15 protein-coding genes are annotated in these 19,262 nt (G+C 41.9%); 11 read left to right on the top strand and 4 right to left on the bottom strand.

What is annotated here, in order from left to right; all coding sequences use genetic code 11:
- Nucleotides 1–79 precede the first annotated feature (79 nt).
- The gene (locus ASD40_RS12650) at nucleotides 80–541 is read left to right on the top strand and encodes a hypothetical protein (protein ID WP_057303635.1); all 462 of its coding nucleotides are present in this window, start codon (nucleotides 80–82) and stop codon (nucleotides 539–541) included.
- A gap of 283 nt (nucleotides 542–824) precedes the next feature.
- Nucleotides 825–2,216: an amino acid permease gene (locus ASD40_RS12645; protein WP_057303634.1), complete on the top strand. Its 1,392-nt coding sequence runs from the start codon at nucleotides 825–827 to the stop codon at nucleotides 2,214–2,216.
- 139 nt (nucleotides 2,217–2,355) lie between these two features.
- Here ASD40_RS12645 and ASD40_RS12640 read toward each other — a convergent pair whose 3' ends face one another.
- Nucleotides 2,356–3,198, bottom strand: coding sequence for a YhfC family intramembrane metalloprotease (locus ASD40_RS12640; RefSeq protein WP_057303633.1), 843 nt, complete (start codon nucleotides 3,196–3,198; stop codon nucleotides 2,356–2,358).
- A gap of 279 nt (nucleotides 3,199–3,477) precedes the next feature.
- On the opposite strand from ASD40_RS12640, the gene ASD40_RS12635 reads away from it, so the two are divergent.
- From ASD40_RS12635 to ASD40_RS12620, 3 genes are all read left to right on the top strand, one after another.
- Nucleotides 3,478–4,140 (top strand): MarC family protein, encoded by a 663-nt coding sequence (locus tag ASD40_RS12635; protein WP_057303632.1) that lies wholly within the window; start codon nucleotides 3,478–3,480, stop codon nucleotides 4,138–4,140.
- A 293-nt stretch (nucleotides 4,141–4,433) separates the two neighbouring features.
- A complete protein-coding gene (locus ASD40_RS12630; RefSeq protein WP_057303631.1) occupies nucleotides 4,434–5,450 on the top strand; it encodes an SDR family oxidoreductase in 1,017 nt (338 codons plus the stop codon).
- 498 nt (nucleotides 5,451–5,948) lie between these two features.
- The gene (locus tag ASD40_RS12620) at nucleotides 5,949–8,378 is read left to right on the top strand and encodes a bifunctional diguanylate cyclase/phosphodiesterase (RefSeq protein WP_235549238.1); all 2,430 of its coding nucleotides are present in this window, start codon (nucleotides 5,949–5,951) and stop codon (nucleotides 8,376–8,378) included.
- 96 nt (nucleotides 8,379–8,474) lie between these two features.
- On the opposite strand, the gene ASD40_RS39225 is transcribed toward ASD40_RS12620, so the two are convergent.
- The 3 genes from ASD40_RS39225 to ASD40_RS12605 form a co-directional block, all read right to left on the bottom strand.
- Complete coding sequence (locus ASD40_RS39225; protein WP_057303629.1) at nucleotides 8,475–10,214, bottom strand: glycine betaine ABC transporter substrate-binding protein; 1,740 nt, start codon at nucleotides 10,212–10,214, stop codon at nucleotides 8,475–8,477.
- Entirely contained in the window at nucleotides 10,214–11,416 is a 1,203-nt protein-coding gene (locus ASD40_RS12610) for a quaternary amine ABC transporter ATP-binding protein (RefSeq protein WP_057303628.1), read from the bottom strand. The genes ASD40_RS39225 and ASD40_RS12610 overlap by 1 nt, the downstream gene beginning before the upstream one ends.
- Before the next feature lie 332 nt (nucleotides 11,417–11,748).
- On the bottom strand, nucleotides 11,749–12,303 hold the full coding sequence (locus ASD40_RS12605; protein WP_057303627.1) for a DUF3231 family protein: 555 nt from the start codon (nucleotides 12,301–12,303) through the stop codon (nucleotides 11,749–11,751).
- Nucleotides 12,304–12,404: 101 nt separating this feature from the next.
- Between ASD40_RS12605 and ASD40_RS12600 the strand changes: the two genes are divergently transcribed.
- From ASD40_RS12600 to ASD40_RS12575, 6 genes are all read left to right on the top strand, one after another.
- The gene (locus tag ASD40_RS12600; RefSeq protein ID WP_057303626.1) at nucleotides 12,405–13,112 is read left to right on the top strand and encodes a response regulator transcription factor; all 708 of its coding nucleotides are present in this window, start codon (nucleotides 12,405–12,407) and stop codon (nucleotides 13,110–13,112) included.
- Nucleotides 13,109–14,110, top strand: coding sequence for a sensor histidine kinase (locus tag ASD40_RS12595; RefSeq protein WP_057303625.1), 1,002 nt, complete (start codon nucleotides 13,109–13,111; stop codon nucleotides 14,108–14,110). The genes ASD40_RS12600 and ASD40_RS12595 overlap by 4 nt, the downstream gene beginning before the upstream one ends.
- A 92-nt stretch (nucleotides 14,111–14,202) precedes the next feature.
- On the top strand, nucleotides 14,203–14,967 hold the full coding sequence (locus tag ASD40_RS12590; protein WP_057303624.1) for an ABC transporter ATP-binding protein: 765 nt from the start codon (nucleotides 14,203–14,205) through the stop codon (nucleotides 14,965–14,967).
- Nucleotides 14,942–16,825 carry an ABC transporter permease gene (locus tag ASD40_RS12585; protein ID WP_057303623.1) on the top strand — a complete coding sequence of 628 codons (1,884 nt, stop codon included), beginning with the start codon at nucleotides 14,942–14,944 and terminating at the stop codon, nucleotides 16,823–16,825. Before ASD40_RS12590 ends, ASD40_RS12585 begins: the two co-directional genes overlap by 26 nt.
- Nucleotides 16,826–16,981: 156 nt before the next feature.
- The gene (locus ASD40_RS12580) at nucleotides 16,982–18,295 is read left to right on the top strand and encodes an ATP-binding protein (RefSeq protein WP_057303622.1); all 1,314 of its coding nucleotides are present in this window, start codon (nucleotides 16,982–16,984) and stop codon (nucleotides 18,293–18,295) included.
- Nucleotides 18,270–19,163 carry a response regulator gene (locus ASD40_RS12575; RefSeq protein ID WP_057303621.1) on the top strand — a complete coding sequence of 298 codons (894 nt, stop codon included), beginning with the start codon at nucleotides 18,270–18,272 and terminating at the stop codon, nucleotides 19,161–19,163. The genes ASD40_RS12580 and ASD40_RS12575 overlap by 26 nt, the downstream gene beginning before the upstream one ends.
- Nucleotides 19,164–19,262 lie beyond the last annotated feature (99 nt).

Raw genomic sequence — 19,262 nt, 5'->3', positions numbered from 1 at the left:
ATTTTTTGGTATAATATTTGGTAGATAAAGAAGATTATATTTCTGTTTAGAAAATAGTGAGAGAAAACGAGGGATGGAAATGTCGTATATCGTTGATTTTAAAAATGTGTCTACGGTAGGTTTAGAGTCTTCACCTGTAGCAGAAGCGCTTGCTGGTTTACGTGCTAATGAAGGCCGTTACTTCATGAACAAATACAAGCATGAATTTACGGTTGTACCGGCTAGCGAAAGTCAGGAGAGCCTTGATTATGTGAACCGAATTTTGAAAGAACGTGATATTGCGTTTGCAGCCAAACCTTTAGAAACGTCGCGTTTTCAAGTGGAAAATATCCAATTTACCTACGTCTTTTATGAGGATGGTCTTGCGATCAATGTCATGTATACGGTTGATGACCCTAAGAAGCGGGCCGTTGGTTTTAAGCTTTCTGAGGGGATGGAGGTACCAGCGGAGTTAGAAGGGAAGTTTAAGTTTGCTAGGCAGAAGTCTAAACTAGCTGGAACAATTCGGGGCTCGTTTTTCGTAATTAAAGGACAATATTAAGTACGACTAGGCGATCAACTATTAAGGGCATCCCAAAGGGTGCTCTTAAATTTCGTTTACTAATTTAATACAATTGTTTTCATCAGAAAAAAATATTACAATATACTTCGTCAGTGAAGTAACATAGGTTAGACGATAATCTTTCTAGCAACTAAGTATGTTTATTAAGTAGCATAATGATGTGGAGAGCGCTTACACATTAACCGATAGATCTTCATCATTGTGGGCATTTCAGTTTGTCCAAAATAACAGCTAAGAGCAGCAGAGAGAAAGAGGGACTGAAGTGAAAAACAAAGAATTGAAGAGGGGTCTCGAAGCACGTCATATTCAGATGATTGCTTTGGGCGGTACAATCGGTGTTGGGCTATTCATGGGATCCGCAAGTACCATAAAATGGACGGGGCCATCCGTTATGATTGCGTATGCAATTGTAGGGATTTTTATATTTTTTATCATGCGTGCAATGGGGGAAATGCAGTACGTAGAACCGAGCACAGGGTCATTTGCGACCTTTGGCTATAAGTACATTCATCCTTTGGCAGGTTATGCGACGGCTTGGAGCAACTGGTTCCAGTGGGTCGTTGTCGGGATGGCGGAAATCATTGCTGTTGGGACATACATGAAGTACTGGTTTCCGGATTTACCTGCTTGGATACCAGGTATTATCGCAATGGTGATTCTCGGTGCAGCCAACCTTTTCTCTGTTAAATCATTCGGTGAATTTGAGTTTTGGTTTTCCATGATTAAAGTCGTAACCATCGTTTTGATGATTGTTGCAGGGATTGGTGTGATTTTCTTTGGGATTGGCAACGGAGGCAATGCTATCGGGTTATCTAATCTGTGGCGACATGGGGGCTTCTTTACCGGTGGTTGGTCAGGCTTTTTCTTTGCACTCTCGCTGGTGATTGGGGCTTATCAAGGCGTTGAACTTATCGGGATTACTGCGGGCGAGGCCAAGAACCCACAAAAAACGTTAATGAGTGCGACTCAAAGTATTATTTGGCGTATTTTGATCTTCTATATCGGTGCGATTTTTGTGATTGTAACAGTTTACCCTTGGAATCAATTACAGGCAATCGGCAGCCCATTCGTGGCAACGTTTGCGAAAATTGGGATTACTGCAGCCGCGGGGATCATTAACTTTGTCGTCATCACGTCTGCCATGTCAGGTTGTAATAGTGGGATTTATAGCGCAGGGCGCATGCTTTATACATTAGGAGTAAATGGACAGGCACCGAAAATATTTACGAAGCTATCTCATAACGGCGTGCCCTTGCTGGGAACGATTGGTGTGCTTGTGGGATTGGGCATTGGTGTGATTTTAAGCTATATTTCACCGGAAAATCTGTTTGTCCATGTGTACAGCGCCAGCGTACTTCCCGGTATGGTACCGTGGTTTGTTATTCTGATCAGTCAAATGAAATTCAGAAAAGTAAAGGCAGCTGAATTGGATAATCATCCGTTCAAAATGCCTCTCGCCCCAGTGACAAACTATGTAACCATTGCCTTTTTGCTTATGGTATTGGTTGGTATGTGGATTAATGATGATACACGCATCTCCCTTATTAGCGGGATTGTTTTCTTAGGTATTGTTGTGATTAGTTTTTACGTTTTCGGAGTTGGCAAGGCTGTTCCAGTGAGTGCTCAAACTGGTGACGAAATACGAACAGATTGATCAATAAGCGGATGCCCATAGACTGGACACTTAAAAAAAGTGTTTCGTCTATGGGTCTCTTTTTGTATACGGATGTAAGCAGCGAGGGGATGTCGGACTATCTCACGAAAAGGTCTCTGATGCACATTAAGTTGTGCTCTCAACCATACAGTTGTTTATCCGGAGAGTCACCCTTTCTTATTTCTGAAGAAGGTACCAATTTTGCAAACCATTCCTTTGATTTCACAATCACAATGACAGCACCGAAACCCCATACCCATACTATACATTCGACTACCCACAACGGTAAAACTTTACCTTGATACAAGCCCGCAAAAAAATCGATTAGAGCATGAAGTATAACAGCATAAAGCAAATACACGGCCTTTCGTGTTCGAATCCCGTACAAAACAGTTAATGAAAGTGCAATTTGGATACATATCGCTGGGATGCGCTCGAACGCGCCCAACCAATATTCACTCTGCGGTGTATGGATCAATCGGTCTTTGAGGCCCTGGAAAAGAGTAATTTGCTCGGATGGTGTTTGGGTGCCAAAAGCTTGCTCGAAGGTTCCAGCGTTAATCATTGTTGCTAATGCGATTCCTAGTATGCCTGTACCTACGCCTATTATCAATACTTCAATACCGCCATGACCTATACCTACAGCAATGCCGTCTTTGCGCTCTTGACGCTTTTTTAATAGAAACGAGAAGCCAAGCCAACGTCCCACGTTTTCAAATATACCCGCGGCTAAACCGCCGTATATGGCTACCATCCACGGATTTTTCAGCCACTCTGCCGTTGTTTGGTTACCTGAAAACATATAGACATGCAGCACCTGCTCTAATAACTGCGAGAAAACGATGAAGATAAGGATTCCTACACCGACAGCACGGTAAGAAATCTTAAGTGTACTGCGGTAATAAATGAGCAGAGAGAAAGAAATTACAATTCCTAGAATAACCTGAATGATCATAGCCGTGATTGAACCTTGACTCACCATGTGGCTTCACTCCTTATTCTTTTTGATCAAAGCAGTTGTTCGTTCATCATCTTGCGGCAGTACCCTATTTAATGATATTACAATGATATCACATTTGGAAAATCATACAATTTCTTTCTTGGGAAAAACCCTCATGTTGAAGTACAAGCAATGGTTACATTCACTCCTGCATGCTCTAATACTTCCTGTGGCTGAAATAATTCGTCCTTATTAAACCGTTATGGGGGTATAATAGGTAATGCTTGTCTATTCATACATTAACAAGTCAGGAGATACAACATGGATCTTTACACATCATTTTTATTGCTAAGTCTCACTTCATTCTTCACACTTATTAATCCACTTGCCATCATGCCAATCTTTATGTCGATGACAGCCGACCTGGAAGCTCAGAAGAAAGTCTATACCGCTCGTAAAGCAGTGATTGTTTCATTTTTTACATTGCTTATTTTTTCAACTACGGGCGAATGGGTATTTCACTTTTTTAACATTTCAATTAACAGTTTAAAGATTGTCGGTGGGGTTATCTTCATTTTAATGGGACAGGATATGCTTCAGGCACGACTTGTTCGTACAAAGGTTGATAAAGCGGATGTCGATACATATGTAAATGATATTTCCATAACTCCGTTGGCTATTCCAATGATTTGTGGTCCTGGTGCAATTACGAATGGCATTGTTCTTATGGAATCTACGACAAATTTTATAGAAAAGATTATATTAATCGTTGTCATTGCGGTTGTACTGTTGCTTACATACATTGTTCTTGTTCATTCAACGGCTATTTATCGATGGATTGGGCCAACAGGCAATAATGTGCTAATGCGTTTAATGGGGCTCATTGTTATGGTGATTGCCATTGAGTTTATGGTCAGTGGTATTACGCCGATTATCCGGCAAATTTTGAAGATTTCGCCCCTAGCGGTGTCACGTGTTTTATGAAGCAGAATAACCCCCAATTAAGGGGGCTGAAGGTAAAACTATTATAATGCTCCTGCTTCCCTTGCAATATAAAAGAAGGGAAGATAGGAAGATGGTTTACTCGTCTCTAATCCGCGTTGTATCCACGCTCATGTCCCATGGATTGAGCGCTTGCTGGGCATGTGGGTAAGATTACCACATGTCCTTTTTTCAAGGCTCCTAAGGGAGGTTTTGTAATAGCAACGTCGAATGTTTGTGTAACTAGCTCTGCAAAACCGAATGGCATATATCCAAATTAACGGAGGTGGCTTTACATGAAAGCGCTATTTATCGGAGGTACAGGGACGATCAGTTCAGCAATCACTAAGCAGTTGTTAGTAAAAGGATGCGAGCTTTATCTTCTAAATAGAGGCACAAGGAATGAGGACTTGCCAGCGGGCGTAAATATTATGAAAGCGGATATTAATGATGAAGACCAAGTATCTAAGCTTATTGAGAACCTGGAGTTTGATGTCGTTGCTGATTTCATAGCATTTGAACCGGCTCAGTTGGAAAGAGATTATCGCTTATTTAAGGGTAAAACGAAACAATTTATGTTTATAAGCTCTGCCTCTGCCTACCAAACGCCGTTGTCCGACTATAGAATTACAGAGGGAACCCCTTTATCAAATCCCTATTGGGAGTATTCCAGAAATAAGATTGCGTGTGAAGAATATTTAATGAGAAAGTATCGTGAGAATGGCTTTCCGATAACGATCGTAAGACCAAGTCACACTTATAGTGAACGTTCGATTCCACTTGGTGTACATGGAAGTAAGGGTACCTGGCAGGTTGCTAAGCGAATGCTGGAGAACAAACCCGTGATCATTCATGGAGATGGTACATCCCTGTGGACCATGACACACAATAGTGATTTTGCTAAAGGTTTTATTGGTTTAATGGGCAATATTCATGCGATTGGTGAGTCCGTTCATATTACTTCAGATGAGACGGTTACCTGGAATCAAATTTACGGGGTCATTGCTGATGCTCTTGGAGTAAAGCTCAAAGCTGTCCATGTTTCATCTGATTTTCTGGCTGCCTGCAGTAAGGAGGATTACAGGGGCGGGTTGCTAGGAGATAAGGCTAATTCGGTCGTATTTGATAATTCAAAGCTGAAACGACTTGTTCCTGAATTTGTTGCAAGCACGCGATTTGATCAAGGGATTAGGCAAACGATCGCCTATATTTTAGCCCATCCTGAACATCAAACAGAGGATAAGGAATTTGATAGTTGGTGCGACAAGGTTATCTATGCATTAGATGATGCTTTAAGGAAAATAACTGAATAGGTCATGCCAAAGGTAGGTATCAGCCATGTATTGGTTATTTTTAATCATTATATTAATATGCGTTCTATTTTTTATGTTTATGTTTGCACGCAAGGCTAGAGACAAACTGGAGACAAGGAAAGTAGTTCAATTATCACTTAAACAAAAAAAGAATTCGGTGAATAAACAAACTTGTAGCTTTTGTCGAAAAAAAGCCAAGCGTCTTTATTTTTATTCATCAGAAAGCGGTCAGGTACTAGGCGTATGTGATCAATGTAAACCACAAGCGGAGCGACGAGCTTTGATGAGAATATAATCAAAATCTGAAGGCATTCGTTGGTGAAAATGAAGTAGTCAAAGAACAGGTCGGGAGAGTTTTTTCCTGGCCTGTTCTTTTATGTTCCTTTCATAAAGCTAGAATTATTCAAGCAGGGAATAGAAGGAAACTAGGCGAATATAATAGTCGAATATAATTGGATATTGTCGTTTTCTCAGACAAATAAGGAGATTTAAATATTCATGATGGAGACACTCTCAAACACCTATGACTTCCCCTTAGTCCTTCTTTCTATAATTATCGCAATAATTGCTTCGTTTGCTGCATTGGATCTAGGAATCCGTATATATAAAGCAAAAGGCAATGCACGTTACATATGGTTATCTGGCGGAGCTTTTGCTATGGGGTTGGGCATTTGGTCTATGCATTTTATAGCTATGCTTGCGTTCCATTTGTCTATTCCGGTTACCTACAATGTAATGTTGGTCATTGTTTCGATTATTCCTGCAATTTTATCGTCGGGGCTAGCACTATATATTATAAGCCAACCTTCTATGCGCAAATTTCAAGTTATCACGGGTGCCCTTTTCATTGGGACTGGAATTGTTTCTATGCATTATATCGGTATGGAAGCCATGGTTATGGAAGCAGCAATTACGTATAATCGTTTTCTATGGGCTCTTTCTGCCATCATCGCTATTGTCGTCTCATTAGTAGCGTTGCTTCTACTATTTTTGGCGAAAGAAAACTCGAATAAACCGGGTTTTGGGTGGAGAAAAGCAGGAAGTGCCCTCATTATGGGGGTAGCTATATCGGGTATGCATTTCACGGGAATGTCGGCAGCATCGTTCAAACACGATCATCAACATATCAGCATGTCGGGATCATCGTTCGATAATACCCTTCTAGCGTATTCGATTGGAATTGGTATGCTGATCATTTTGGGATTGGTGTTTATCAGTACTTTTGTTGAAAATCGGTTTGAGTCGCAATCTTTAGGTTCAGAAAGAAAATTCCGTTCCGTGATCGAGTCCGCTAACGACGCCATTATTTTAGCCGACAGCAAGGGTATCATTATTTCATGGAACACCGGAGCCCAGCTCATTTTTGGGTATCAAGAAAAAGATGTTTTAGGTAAAATGCTACAAATCATAATACCTGAACGATACAGAGAAGCTCATAAAAAAGGAATGGAACGTTACCTTTCCACAGGTAAACCTCACGTTATTGGGAAAACCGTCGAATTACAAGGGCTGAGAGAAGACGGAAGTGAATTTCCAATCGAACTTTCTATTGCTGATTGGGTAGAGGATGGAAACACCTACTTCAGCAGCATCATTCGAGATATTACGGAACGCAAAAAAGCCGAAGAGAAAATCAACCAAATGGTATATCTTGATTCTTTGACGGGACTACCGAATCGACGCTTACTCAATGATCGCCTAACGCAAGCGTTGGATCAGGCAAGTGAAAATAAACAGATCATAGGGATTATGTTTATCGATTTGGATCGATTCAAATATATCAACGACACATTAGGACATGCCATGGGTGATCGTTTATTGATTGAGGTTGCCAAGCGACTTCGAGACTGTATGGGTAAAATGGATACCGTTTCACGCCAAGGTGGAGATGAGTTTATTGTGCTTCTCCCCAATACAACTTCTGATGAGATTACGAAAAAAGCCCAAAATATAGTCAACTTATTCACGCGATCGGTTGTGTTAAGCGATCACGAGATGTTTGTAACCCCATCGATTGGGATCAGTTTGTATCCATCCGATGGCAGGGATATAGAGACCTTGATCAAGAACGCGGATACAGCGATGTACCGTGTAAAGGAGCAAGGGAAAAACAATTTCCAATTTTATACACCCGATATGAATGAAGCGGTATCTCGAAAAATGAAGCTAGAGATGGGACTCCGCAAAGGTTTGGAACGCGGTGAGTTTAAGGTTTATTATCAACCGCAGATTGATGTCATTTCTGGTAAGGTAATTGGTGTAGAAGCTTTGATCCGCTGGCAGCATCCGGAGTGGGGAAATATCCCTCCCGATGAGTTTATCCCTTTAGCGGAGGAAACTGGATTAATCATTCCAATAGGCGAATGGGTGCTTTATGAGGCATGCCACCAGAATAAAATTTGGCAAAATGCAGGTTATCCTCCTTTACGCATCGCTGTAAATATTTCTTCCCGTCAATTTCAGCAAAATAATTTAGTTGAGATCGTCAGTAAAACTTTAAAAGAAACGGAACTTGACCCTCAATATCTTGAGCTTGAACTAACAGAAAGCATCATCCAAGATTCGAAGTATGCAATTACGACAATGCAAAAACTAAAAGCCATGGGTATTCATCTATCCATTGACGATTTTGGAACAGGCTATTCCTCTTTAAGCTATTTGAAGCTTTTCCCCATCGACAGCTTAAAAATCGATCGCTCTTTTACAAGCAATATTTTTGAGGATTCAAAGGATGCAGCACTTGTTCATACCATTATCGATATGGCGCACAATCTGGATTTAAAAGTGATTGCGGAGGGTGTTGAAACGCAGGAGCAGTTACATTTCCTTAGGCAGAGACAATGTAACGAGGCACAAGGATACTTTTTTAGCCGACCTGTATCCGGTGAAGAACTATCCATATTCCTAAAGAAGCATTCGTCATCATAGAACAAATAGTGTGGTGAACATTTGAGAAGGTGACACTCGAACAAAAAGACTGGACAAGTATATACTTATCCAGTCTTTTTGTTTATGCCGTACTCTTTATTTTTTAACCAGATCCTCAATGGAAGTAAGGTTCATATATTTCGGTACGACTAGACCGAGCTTGGTTCCAATCAGATTGGGTCCCAAGTCCTCGAATTTACCTTTAAACTTCTCATAATAGTCTTTATGCGTGGTTGGCAGCCAAGCTGCCACCATGGCGTCCGCGTCCCCGCTAGCGATACCCGCCCACATGGGTCCTGCCTCCACCTGAAGCATATCTACTTGGTATCCCAACTTGCTCTCCAGTACGTATTTAACCACATTTGTACTCGCAATTTCGGAGTCCCATGCTACATAGGCAAGTTTTAACTTCTTCCCTTCCACTGTAGGAATACCGTTAATCCATGCATTCACTTTATCCGGGTTAGTCTCCACCCACTGCGAAGCGGATTCCTCCGGTTTCTGGCCGTCTTTGATTTTCGCCATCACCTGCTCCATATCAGCAGGCTTCCACTGAAAATTATCGAGGAATTGGTAGGCCGAAGGCTGATCGGTTTGCAAATGGAGACGTACAATTGAGTGAATCTCTTCATCTCCGCCGAATACGTTCTTCGGATCCGCCAAATATTTTAGATCGTACTTAGAGAACATCCAGTGAGGCGTCCAGCCGGTCACAATGATTGGCTTGCCTTCTTTATAAGCTCTATCAAGGGCAGCTGTCATAGCCGTACTAGATCCTTCAATTAGCTTCCAAGAGGTAAGATTATAGGCCTTAAGCGCTTGTTCAGAAGCATTCATTAAGCCGGAACCGGGGTCAATGCCAATAATGCTGTAACCCACCTGGTCTCCGACAAAAGCACTTGTCGAAACAGGGGCCTTCTTCCCAATCGCTATAAAGACAGCAACGATGCAGAAAGCGGCTATGGCTGCGATTATTATTGGCTTTTTAAGTGCGAAAGACTTGTTCCCTCTTCTTTTCTTGCTAATAACGCTCTGTGTCAGTCGATCCAGCAAGATCGCCAAAACGACAACAGCAAGTCCTGCCTCAAACCCTTGTCCCGTCTTTAATTGCGTCACCGCCCGGTATACGTCCGATCCGACGCCCTGCGCTCCGATCATTGAAGCAATAACCACCATCGACAAAGACAGCATGATGGTCTGGTTAATCCCAGCTAATATAGTCGGCAATGCCAGTGGAAATTGAACTTTAAAAAGCTTCTGAGCCGGGGTTGACCCGAATGCATCCGCAGCTTCCACTAAATCGGCAGGTACCTGCAGAATACCGAGGTTCGTTAAACGAATGGTCGGCGGGATAGAGAAAATAACCGAGGCAATAACGCCTGGAACCACACCAAGACCGAAAAAAGTAACCGCTGGGATGAGGTAAACAAATGCCGGCATCGTCTGCATAAAATCCAGCACCGGGGTCAGTGTACTCCTCACAGAGCGGTTTCTGGCACACCAGATTCCGAGCGGCAGCCCAAGAATGATGGAAATAAGGGCAGAGGTTAAAACCAAAGCCAATGTGTCCATCGTGGGGTCCCAGTATCCGAGATTCAGGATTAGCAGCAATCCAAGCACAGTAAATAGCGCCAGCCGCCACTTGCCAAAATAATAAGCAAGGAGCGTTAGCAGTACGATAACAACAATAGCGGGAAAGGCATGAAATAGGAAAGTAAATCCACCTACGATCCCACTAATGATGGAAGAGAAGAAGTCGAAGAGGAATGCTAAGTTAGTATTCAACCAACGGATGAAGGATTCCACCCAGCGGTCCAAAGGAATTTTAGGCATCATTAGGGGTTCACCTTCTTGTCAGTAGTATCCTGGGTGCCGGCAATGGCAGCTAGAACGGCGCCGCGAACAATAATGCCTAATAGACGTCCCTTTTCATCGACCACAGTAACTGGAATTTTGGCAGTACTAATAAGCTCGAAGCATTCATTCAAATGAATCTCAGGCGGGACGGTAGGCACATCACGGATAACGATATCCCCAATCGTTTTACCACCTTGAACAGCCATAGCGGCATCTTCTGCCGTAATGGCGCCAATGAGCCGTTTTGCTTTGTCCACAACGTACAGGTTCGATATGCCACTATCCTGCATTAACTGCAAAGCAACCCTTGGTCCGCGTTCCAGAGTGATTGTTTCTGGCCTGCGCATCACGTATGCAGCCGTTAATACTTTGGACAGATCGACATCCTCTACGAATCGCTGCACATACTTGTTCGCAGGATTCATTAATATTTCTTCCGGAGTTCCAATTTGGACAATAGAACCATCTCTCATCAGAGCGATCCTGTCACCGATTCGCAAGGCTTCATCCAAATCATGCGTAATGAAAATAATTGTTTTTTTCATTTTATCCTGTAGCTCCAGCAGTTCATCCTGCATATCCTTACGAATTAAAGGATCCAATGCGCTGAATGCCTCATCCATAAGAAGGACATCCGGATCATTCGCTAAAGCGCGCGCAAGTCCAACCCGCTGCTGCATGCCTCCGCTCAGTTGATCTGGACTGCTGTCCTCTAATCCTTTTAAACCAACAAGCTCTAGTGATTCTAGCGCCTTTTGCCGATTGGCCTGCTTGGAGCCGCCTTGAATCTCCAACCCAAACTCCACATTCTCAATGATCGTTTTGTGCGGGAACAACGCGAATTTCTGGAAAACCATGCTGATCTTTCTTCGCCTGACTTGACGAAGCTGTTCATGGTTCATCGACACAATATTCTCGCCATCAATGAGAATCGTTCCAGAGGTGGGCTCAATAAGACGATTCAATAAACGGACGAGCGTAGATTTACCGCTTCCTGACAATCCCATAATGACGAAGATTTCGCCCGCCTGAATGGTGAAATTAACCTTGTTGACACCAATGGTATGCTTCGTTTCTTCGTATATTTTCTTTTTGGACCATCCTTTATCAAGAAGGAAGAGAGCCTTCTGAGGATCTTGTCCGAATACCTTCGTCAAATTATTGACTTCAACAATGTGCATGGTTACCTCCTGTTGTTTAGTTGAAATCAGACTACCTTAAATCAGAAATTTCCTCTCCGATCAAAAAAGCCGTAGTAATAATATAAACATAAAGACAGGAATTGAAACACGAGGTCCTAAAAGGGAGAAGAAGTGCGATGGTAATTGATGTCGGGATTCTTGGAAAGGCGAAACAGGCGAGTTGTGTGCAAGTGTGGTGGGAATCCTTGATAAGCGGAGAATAACAGGGGTATTAATACTCACAGATGTGAGGTGGATTGGCGAAACGGAGTTCTAAATATTTAAGGGGCTTCCCTAAGTGTTTAAAACTTAAAAGGTGGCCCCATGAAGTGTTAAGTTGATGTTTGTTGGGAACCGGGTGGAATGTAAAACGGCGGTATTTTAATCCACCCGCGTTTCATCATTAATTGTTTTAATTTTGCCCCCAACATCACTTTTTCCGCTTGGAATTGAAGAAACATTAAGCCGAAATCGGTCCGAATCGATTCTGCATTGGCACCTGCGGCACGGAGAATCAAACTAACGATTTTAAAAGATAATTCGTTGGCAAGTACTTCATCCGTCAATTTAACGCCAAGCGGAATACTATTAGGATCTGATTGAGGCATATCTTCATGAGCAGGCGGTAAAGTTATTCCTTCCTTGAGCATGAAATCATAGAGACGTTCCCGTTGATTGTTATTGAGTTCCAAATCTTCCTTAAGTATGGCTTTCAGATCCTCATCACTCGTAGTATTTATACCCGCTTGAACAGTTACTTTGGCTACTTCAAGGCCTGCTAAGTAAATCCAACAAGCCATCACCTCTCCTACATGAAGAGGTTGGGGTTTTTCTTCATCTGTTAAAGATTTAATTGTAGTAATTGCTGCTTCCAATATGCCAACCATGATAATTCCTCCTGATATTGTCATTTATTTGGATATTGTTTACTTGGCAATCTTTTTTATTCATACTAAAAGTGTGCCGCCAATCAGAAGGAGAGACAGATATGCAAACCATTATGATAGTAGAAGACGATCCTAAAATTGCTGAACTCTTGCAGTCTTACATAAAAAAATACGGCTATAACGTAACATCAGTAGCTGATTTCGATCACGTAATGGATGACTTTCATAAAAATAGACCGGAACTTGTGCTTCTCGATATCAATCTACCCAGCTATGACGGGTATTATTGGTGCCGGCAGATTCGCACGCAATCGATCTGTCCTGTGATATTTATATCAGCGCGAACAGGTGAGATGGATCAGGTCATGGCGCTGGAAAATGGCGGAGATGACTTTATTACGAAGCCGTTTCATTCTGAAATTGTGTTAGCGAAAATTCGCAGTCATCTTCGGCGTGCTTACGGGGAATACGCGGTGAAGGTTGGTGAGCGGGTATTGGAAAGAGATGGACTTAAGCTTTATCCAGAAAGGCTGGAGTTCCTATTCGGTACAAAAGCTGCTTCCCTCACAAAAAAAGAAGCCGACATCATCGAAAGTCTGATGGAGCGCTATCCACGCGTATCTGGCCGTGAAGATTTACTTGAGAAACTATGGGACGATCAATCGTATGTAGATGAAAATACACTCAATGTAAACATTACTCGTGTCAGGAAAAAGTTCCATGAGTTAGGCATAGAAGATGCGGTGGAAACGGTAAGGGGCGCCGGATATCGTCTGAACGTTACATGGACGAAGGCGGGAGATCAATGAAGTTATTTATCAAAGAGCATTCTCTATTGCTGGTCTTGCAGATTATTCAATTTATCACGATTCTAGGCATTTACTGGCTCGATGGATATCGCAATATGGCGCCGGCTCTTTATGCCATTTTCCTCGGATTTTTCTTTCTTGGCTGTTATCTGTTCTACCATTACTATAGCCGCCGCAGTTTCTATCAGCGCCTCAGCAACCCGCTTGAGTCATTGGATGATTCCTTCCAGAAAACGGAGCAAACCCCTGTGTCGGAAGCTTTCAATAAGCTGTTGAGAAATCAGTATAAGCATTACCAGCAACAAATCAAAACGGCAGAACATCGACAGGAGGAGCATCTGAAGTTCATGGACCAATGGGTACACCAGATGAAAACACCTCTGTCCGTCATCGAACTCACCGCTCGAAACTTGGATGAACCGGATTCTTCCTATATTCGCGAAGAGACGGAACGAATGAAGACAGGGTTAAATACGATTCTGTATATGGCGCGCCTTCGAACCATTGAGCAGGATTTTCATGTCAAACCTGTCGTTCTGTCCAAAATCGTGAATGAAGTGAATCAGGAAAATAAACGATTCTATATCCGTAATCAGGTGTATCCTCAACTGCAGGAGATGAAGGAAGGAATCGTCGTAGAGACGGATGAAAAATGGCTGTTTTTTATGCTCTCACAATTAGTCAATAATGCGGTGAAGTATTCAGCAGGGAAAAGTAAGAAACTAATCATTTCCCTGTACGAGAAAGATAAAGAAGCGGTATTAGAGGTAACTGACTTCGGAGTAGGCATCCCGGATACCGATAAAACCCGTATTTTCAACCCTTTTTATACAGGGGAAAATGGGCGTAAATTCAGAGAATCAACGGGAATGGGGCTTTATTTAACGAAAGAAGCAGCCGAACATCTTGGGCACCGGATAGAACTTGATACGAAAGTTTCTGAAGGCACGACATTTCGAATTATTTTCGTGTCATCGCAAAACCTTACAACCGTGTAAGGAAAGTGAAAGATGAATCAATAGTTGAACTCGGTCGATAGCGGTACACTAATCACAGATCGAATGATGATTATTTGAAAGGAGCTTTCATGATGCTGAAAGTGAAACAAGCAAGTAAAATTTATGAGGGGAAGATCGCCTACCGCGCTTTATCGGATATCGATTTGACCATTGAATCAGGTGAATTTGTTGGAATTATGGGTCCGTCTGGAAGCGGAAAAACAACCTTACTCAATATGATCGCAACCATTGATGAACCGACAACGGGCGAAATCCTAATCGCTGGCCATAATCCGCATCATCTAAGCAAAAACGACTTAGCTAAATTCCGCCGGCGTGAGCTGGGATTTGTGTTTCAAGACTTTAATCTCCTACATACGTTAACCGTTGAAGAAAACATTGTCCTACCTTTGACGTTGGACGGTCAAAAAGTCAGCGAGATGAAGCAAAAGGCAAATGAAATTGCCAAGAAACTTGGGATTACCGAAATTATGAAAAAACGTACGTACGAGATATCTGGCGGGCAGGCGCAGAGAGCGGCAGTTGCCAGGGCGATGATTCATACACCTAAGCTATTGCTTGCAGATGAACCGACAGGAAATCTGGATTCAAAGGCATCTAAAGATGTTATGGAAATGCTTGAATCCATCAATCAAACCGAACAGACAACGATGATGCTCGTAACGCATGACCCTCAAGCAGCCAGTTATTGCAACAGAGTCGTCTTCATCCGAGATGGAAAGTTTTATTCCGAAATTCATCGCGGCGATAATCGTCAGGTTTTCTTCCAGAAGATTATCGATACACTCTCTTTATTGGGAGGTAACGCAAATGACCTTTCGTCAATTCGCGTTTAATAACGTCACTCGCAATAAGAGGCTATATGCGGCTTATTTTCTGAGTAGTATGTTCATGGTGATGGTATTTTTCACTTTTGCCATCTTTGCTTTCCATCCGGCGCTGAACGGAGAAGCAGTGAATTCCAAAGCAACCTTTGGTCTTAATGTGGCTTCAGGCATCATTTATGTCTTTTCTTTTTTCTTCGTTATGTATTCGATGAGCTCTTTTTTGCAATCTCGCAAGAAAGAATTTGGGCTATTGATGATGCTAGGCATGTCCACAAGACAAATCCGTTCGATGGTATTTTGTGAAAACATGCTAATCGGATTTTTTGCAACAATAGGGGGCATAGCTCTTGGATTAGTCTTTGCAAAAGGAATTCTACTAACAGCTGAAAACGTTCTGATTATCGGAACTGAGCTGAATTTCTATATGCCATTGAAGGCAATGATCATGTCGTTTGTATCTTTCACTACTTTGTTTCTGTTCATTTCATTTGTTGTCTCTTATGTTCTGCGCAGCGGAAAGTTAATCAACCTGATTAAAGGAGATAAGAAGTCCAAAGGAGAACCAAGGGCCTCTGTTTTTTTAACCATAACAGCCATTGTATTGCTCGGGATTGGTTACTTCTTTGCTTTGATCGCGAAAGGATCCCTTGTCTTCGTTGTTATGGTGCCAGTTATTATTGTGGTTATCATAGGTACCTATCTGTTGTTTACCCAATTAAGTGTTTATGTGATTCGCAGTCTAAAGAACAGGGATTCCATCTTCTGGCGGAAAACAAATATGCTGCTGTTTGCTGATCTTTCGTTTCGAATGAAGGATAATGCAAGAACGTTTTTCATGGTTGCCATCATTTCGACCGTAGCTTTTAGTGCTATTGGATCACTTTATGGATTTCAATCACTAACCACAGGTTCAACGAAAGAACAAAACCCCTACACGTTAACCTATACGTCAGACAAGGTCGACAGTAAGGATAAGGAAGAGAAGGATATCGCTTTCATTGATGAACAATTAGGCAGCAAGCAAATCGAGACCGTGAAGGATCAAGCCATACTCAGTTACTATCGCGTAAATGATCAAAAAACTCCTACTTTGATCACCAAGCAGTCAGATTATAATCGCTTTGCCAGCTTAATTGGGGTCAATAAAATCAACCTGCAAGACGGACAGTCGGCAGTCGTTCATTTTGAAAGAATGGGGAATAACCGAGATGATAAACAGCTGAAGCAACCTATTAAGCTTCAATCAGGCATAACCCTGCAGCCTAATGTCATCATCAGTTCAAGAGTATTTACGGAAATGTATGATTATTATATCGTCAAAGATGATGCCTATGAGCAGCTTCCAAAATCTATTGAAAAAAGAAGGTTTCATGTATGGCAGGCCAAAGGGAACCAGGGGCAGGCCGTTATTCAAGCAGGCGAAATTTTAACGAAACAGGTCGGAAGGCATGCGCTGTCTGCTGTTGATTACGAAATATATGATTTAAATAGAACCTATGGACCGGTGCTGTTCATTGGATTGTTTATCGGAATTGTCTTTTTCGTTTCGGCCGGAAGCTTTCTATATTTCCGCCTCTATACGGATTTAGACGAAGATAAACAAAAATTTAAAGCCATAGCTAAAATGGGTTTGACTGAAACCGAATTGAAAAAAGTGCTTAACAGGCAAACAGCGATTCTTTTCTTCGCACCGATTGTAGTAGCGCTTGTCCACGGGGCTGTGGCACTTACGGCATTATCTCATATGTTTAGTTATAATTTGTTTAAAGAGTCCGCCATTGTACTATGCATCTTTGCCGCTATACAAGTTGTCTACTTTTTCATCGTTCGCTTTTTCTACACGAAACAAATTAAACTGGCCATTTAAAATTTAGCCGTCATTTGCGTGCGAGGTAAACCGCAGTATGAATGACGGCTAAACTTTTTTTCAAAAGAGGGGTCATGTATGCTAGTATAAAGCATTAGAATTTAAGTTCATGGGCAGATAAATTCAGACTTCCCTCAAGTAGGTGCGAATCGAAAGATGCAGAATTTAGTCAAAAACGAAAGATTGCAAATGATCGTAATCGCTGTAGCTACGGCCACCGGCGAACAATTCAAGATCAATCCCTTTAGCAACGATTATTTTCGCATTGGTCTCGGTGTTAGTATCTTTTTGTTTCTGTTATTGCTCATGCCGCATTTACCCTATGTGAAAACGGGTATCCTAACGGGTATCCTTAGCATGACCGTTCAGTCTGGAGAATGGATCACTCACGTGCATTCCTATACGATCATGGAGATCTTGCAGAATAATGTGGCAGCCGGTTGTTACTATGTCATATTTGCGTTTGGCATGAGTAAGCTTCGACAAAGATTGAAAGAACTTCACCCTCTCATGTTAGGTGGATATATCGCATTAATTGACTTCGTTTCTAATGAAACGGAGTTATTATTGCGTGGGGTATTCCTCGGTACGAATACCTTTTATTTTAAAGAATGGTTCCTTATAATGGTCATAGCAGTCGTACGCAGTTATTTTGTAATCGGTCTGTACAACAGCATTGTTATCAGTCAGATGCGGTTTCTACACGCGGAGCAGGAAAAACGGATGGAGCAGATGCTGAACATCAACTCTGGTTTGTATGGAGAAGCTTTTTATTTGAAAAAAGCCATGGATACCATAGAGGGGATTACCGCGGATAGCTATGACCTCTATCGGAAATTAAATGAAGATAATCTCAAAGGCTATAGTCAGCGTACGTTAGGCATTGCCCAACAAATCCATGAAGTAAAGAAGGATTCCCAACGTATTCTGGCAGGTTTACTGAAATTATTCGATAGTGAAGTTGTCGTTCACATGAGTCTTTCGGAGATCATGCACTTTGTCGTAAAGGGAAACCAAGAATATAGTGAAATGCTAAAGAAAAAGATTATCATTGAAAAAGAGCTGGAGTTTAATCAGAACACAACGCACTATGTACCTTTGCTTACGATCTTGAATAACTTAGTTGCCAATGCGGTAGAAGCTATAGTGAAAAATGGAAGTATACATATTCGGGTCTTTGAAAAAGAAGACGACGTCTATTTTATCGTCATAGATTCCGGAAAAGGAATTCCTGATCATAAGAAGGAACTTATTTTCGAACCTGGTTACACGACCAAGTACAATGAAGAAGGGATAGCAGCAACCGGAATCGGTCTTTCTCATGTACGCGATATTGTTCATTCCTTTGGGGGGAGTATCGCAGTAACATCATCGGAGAAAGCAAGCGGTACTCAGTTTGTTGTTCGTCTCCCACTAACAAGTCTAATTAAAGAGGGTAGAGTCGATGGCACTTTCAATTATGATCGTTGATGATGATGTCGTTTGCAGAAGTATGCTGCAAGATATTATTGATGAATGCGGCATTGGCGAGGTGATGGGGACGGCGGAAGGTGGAATTGAGGGGGCTCGAATGATCCTTAAATCGAAACCGGATGTCGTGTTGATTGATCTGTTGATGCCTGATCAGGATGGTATTGAGACAATCACGCAATTAAAAAACAGCGGGTATGACGGAAAATTTATTATGATTTCACAAATTGAAAATAAGGACATGGTAGGGGAAGCTTATCAAAAAGGAATCGAGTTCTTTATTCATAAGCCGATTAATCGCGTGGAAGTAGAGCACGTACTGAGCAAAGTTAATGAGCAGTGGAAATATGAGCGGTATGTTTCTGAGATCAAGCAATCTTTAGCCAAATTAGATATCGCTGGACCATCCTCTCCCCGCAAAGAGCGAAAAGTTCGTGATGTGGTGAAGACGATTCTAATGGATTTGGGAATCATCGGTGAAATTGGCAGTAAAGACATTATAGCCTTAATGGAGAATGCCATCGAACATAGAGAAGCAACGAGTTTCCCTCCTTTAAAAGAATTGTACGAGTCTGTCGCCCACACCTATAAACAAGGCCAGAAAGATATTGAGAAGGAAAGTAAGGCGATTGAACAACGCATTCGACGGACGATCATGGCTGCTTTGAATAATATGGCTTCCATTGGTTTAACCGATTATAGTAATCCTAAGTTCGAGTATTATGCGCCGCTGTACTTTGATTTTCAGGATATTCGCATGAGGATGAAAGTCATGGACGAAGATCTGCAGCCCGATAAAGGAAAAGTAAACATCAAAAAGTTTTTACAGGTTTTTTATATGGAGACCCTAGAAAAATTAAATAGTTGAGTAAGGAATTCAACCTCTCAAGTCTGGAGATAGTAAGGACTGGAGGTTTGGATTCCTTTTTTTATTTCGTTGTGATATATCATCACATGAAATAGATAC

The organism is Paenibacillus sp. Root444D2 (assembly GCF_001426375.1).
Classification (GTDB): domain Bacteria; phylum Bacillota; class Bacilli; order Paenibacillales; family NBRC-103111; genus Paenibacillus_E.
The sequence above is the reverse complement of the archived record's forward strand: the minus strand, read 5'-3'. Positions and strand labels throughout refer to the sequence as shown.

What these genes read in the sequence shown, in the direction of transcription:
- ASD40_RS12585 (WP_057303623.1), top strand. Translation starts at nt 14,942, where the DNA reads ATGACCTTTCGTCAATTCGCGTTTAATAACGTCACTCGCAATAAGAGG.
- ASD40_RS12630 (WP_057303631.1), top strand. Translation starts at nt 4,434, where the DNA reads ATGAAAGCGCTATTTATCGGAGGTACAGGGACGATCAGTTCAGCAATC.
- ASD40_RS12590 (WP_057303624.1), top strand. Translation starts at nt 14,203, where the DNA reads ATGCTGAAAGTGAAACAAGCAAGTAAAATTTATGAGGGGAAGATCGCC.
- ASD40_RS12635 (WP_057303632.1), top strand. Translation starts at nt 3,478, where the DNA reads ATGGATCTTTACACATCATTTTTATTGCTAAGTCTCACTTCATTCTTC.
- ASD40_RS12640 (WP_057303633.1), bottom strand. Translation starts at nt 3,198, where the DNA reads ATGGTGAGTCAAGGTTCAATCACGGCTATGATCATTCAGGTTATTCTA.
- ASD40_RS12610 (WP_057303628.1), bottom strand. Translation starts at nt 11,416, where the DNA reads ATGCACATTGTTGAAGTCAATAATTTGACGAAGGTATTCGGACAAGAT.
- ASD40_RS12650 (WP_057303635.1), top strand. Translation starts at nt 80, where the DNA reads ATGTCGTATATCGTTGATTTTAAAAATGTGTCTACGGTAGGTTTAGAG.
- ASD40_RS12600 (WP_057303626.1), top strand. Translation starts at nt 12,405, where the DNA reads ATGCAAACCATTATGATAGTAGAAGACGATCCTAAAATTGCTGAACTC.
- ASD40_RS12620 (WP_235549238.1), top strand. Translation starts at nt 5,949, where the DNA reads ATGATGGAGACACTCTCAAACACCTATGACTTCCCCTTAGTCCTTCTT.
- ASD40_RS12605 (WP_057303627.1), bottom strand. Translation starts at nt 12,303, where the DNA reads ATGGTTGGCATATTGGAAGCAGCAATTACTACAATTAAATCTTTAACA.
- ASD40_RS39225 (WP_057303629.1), bottom strand. Translation starts at nt 10,214, where the DNA reads ATGATGCCTAAAATTCCTTTGGACCGCTGGGTGGAATCCTTCATCCGT.
- ASD40_RS12595 (WP_057303625.1), top strand. Translation starts at nt 13,109, where the DNA reads ATGAAGTTATTTATCAAAGAGCATTCTCTATTGCTGGTCTTGCAGATT.
- ASD40_RS12580 (WP_057303622.1), top strand. Translation starts at nt 16,982, where the DNA reads ATGCAGAATTTAGTCAAAAACGAAAGATTGCAAATGATCGTAATCGCT.
- ASD40_RS12575 (WP_057303621.1), top strand. Translation starts at nt 18,270, where the DNA reads ATGGCACTTTCAATTATGATCGTTGATGATGATGTCGTTTGCAGAAGT.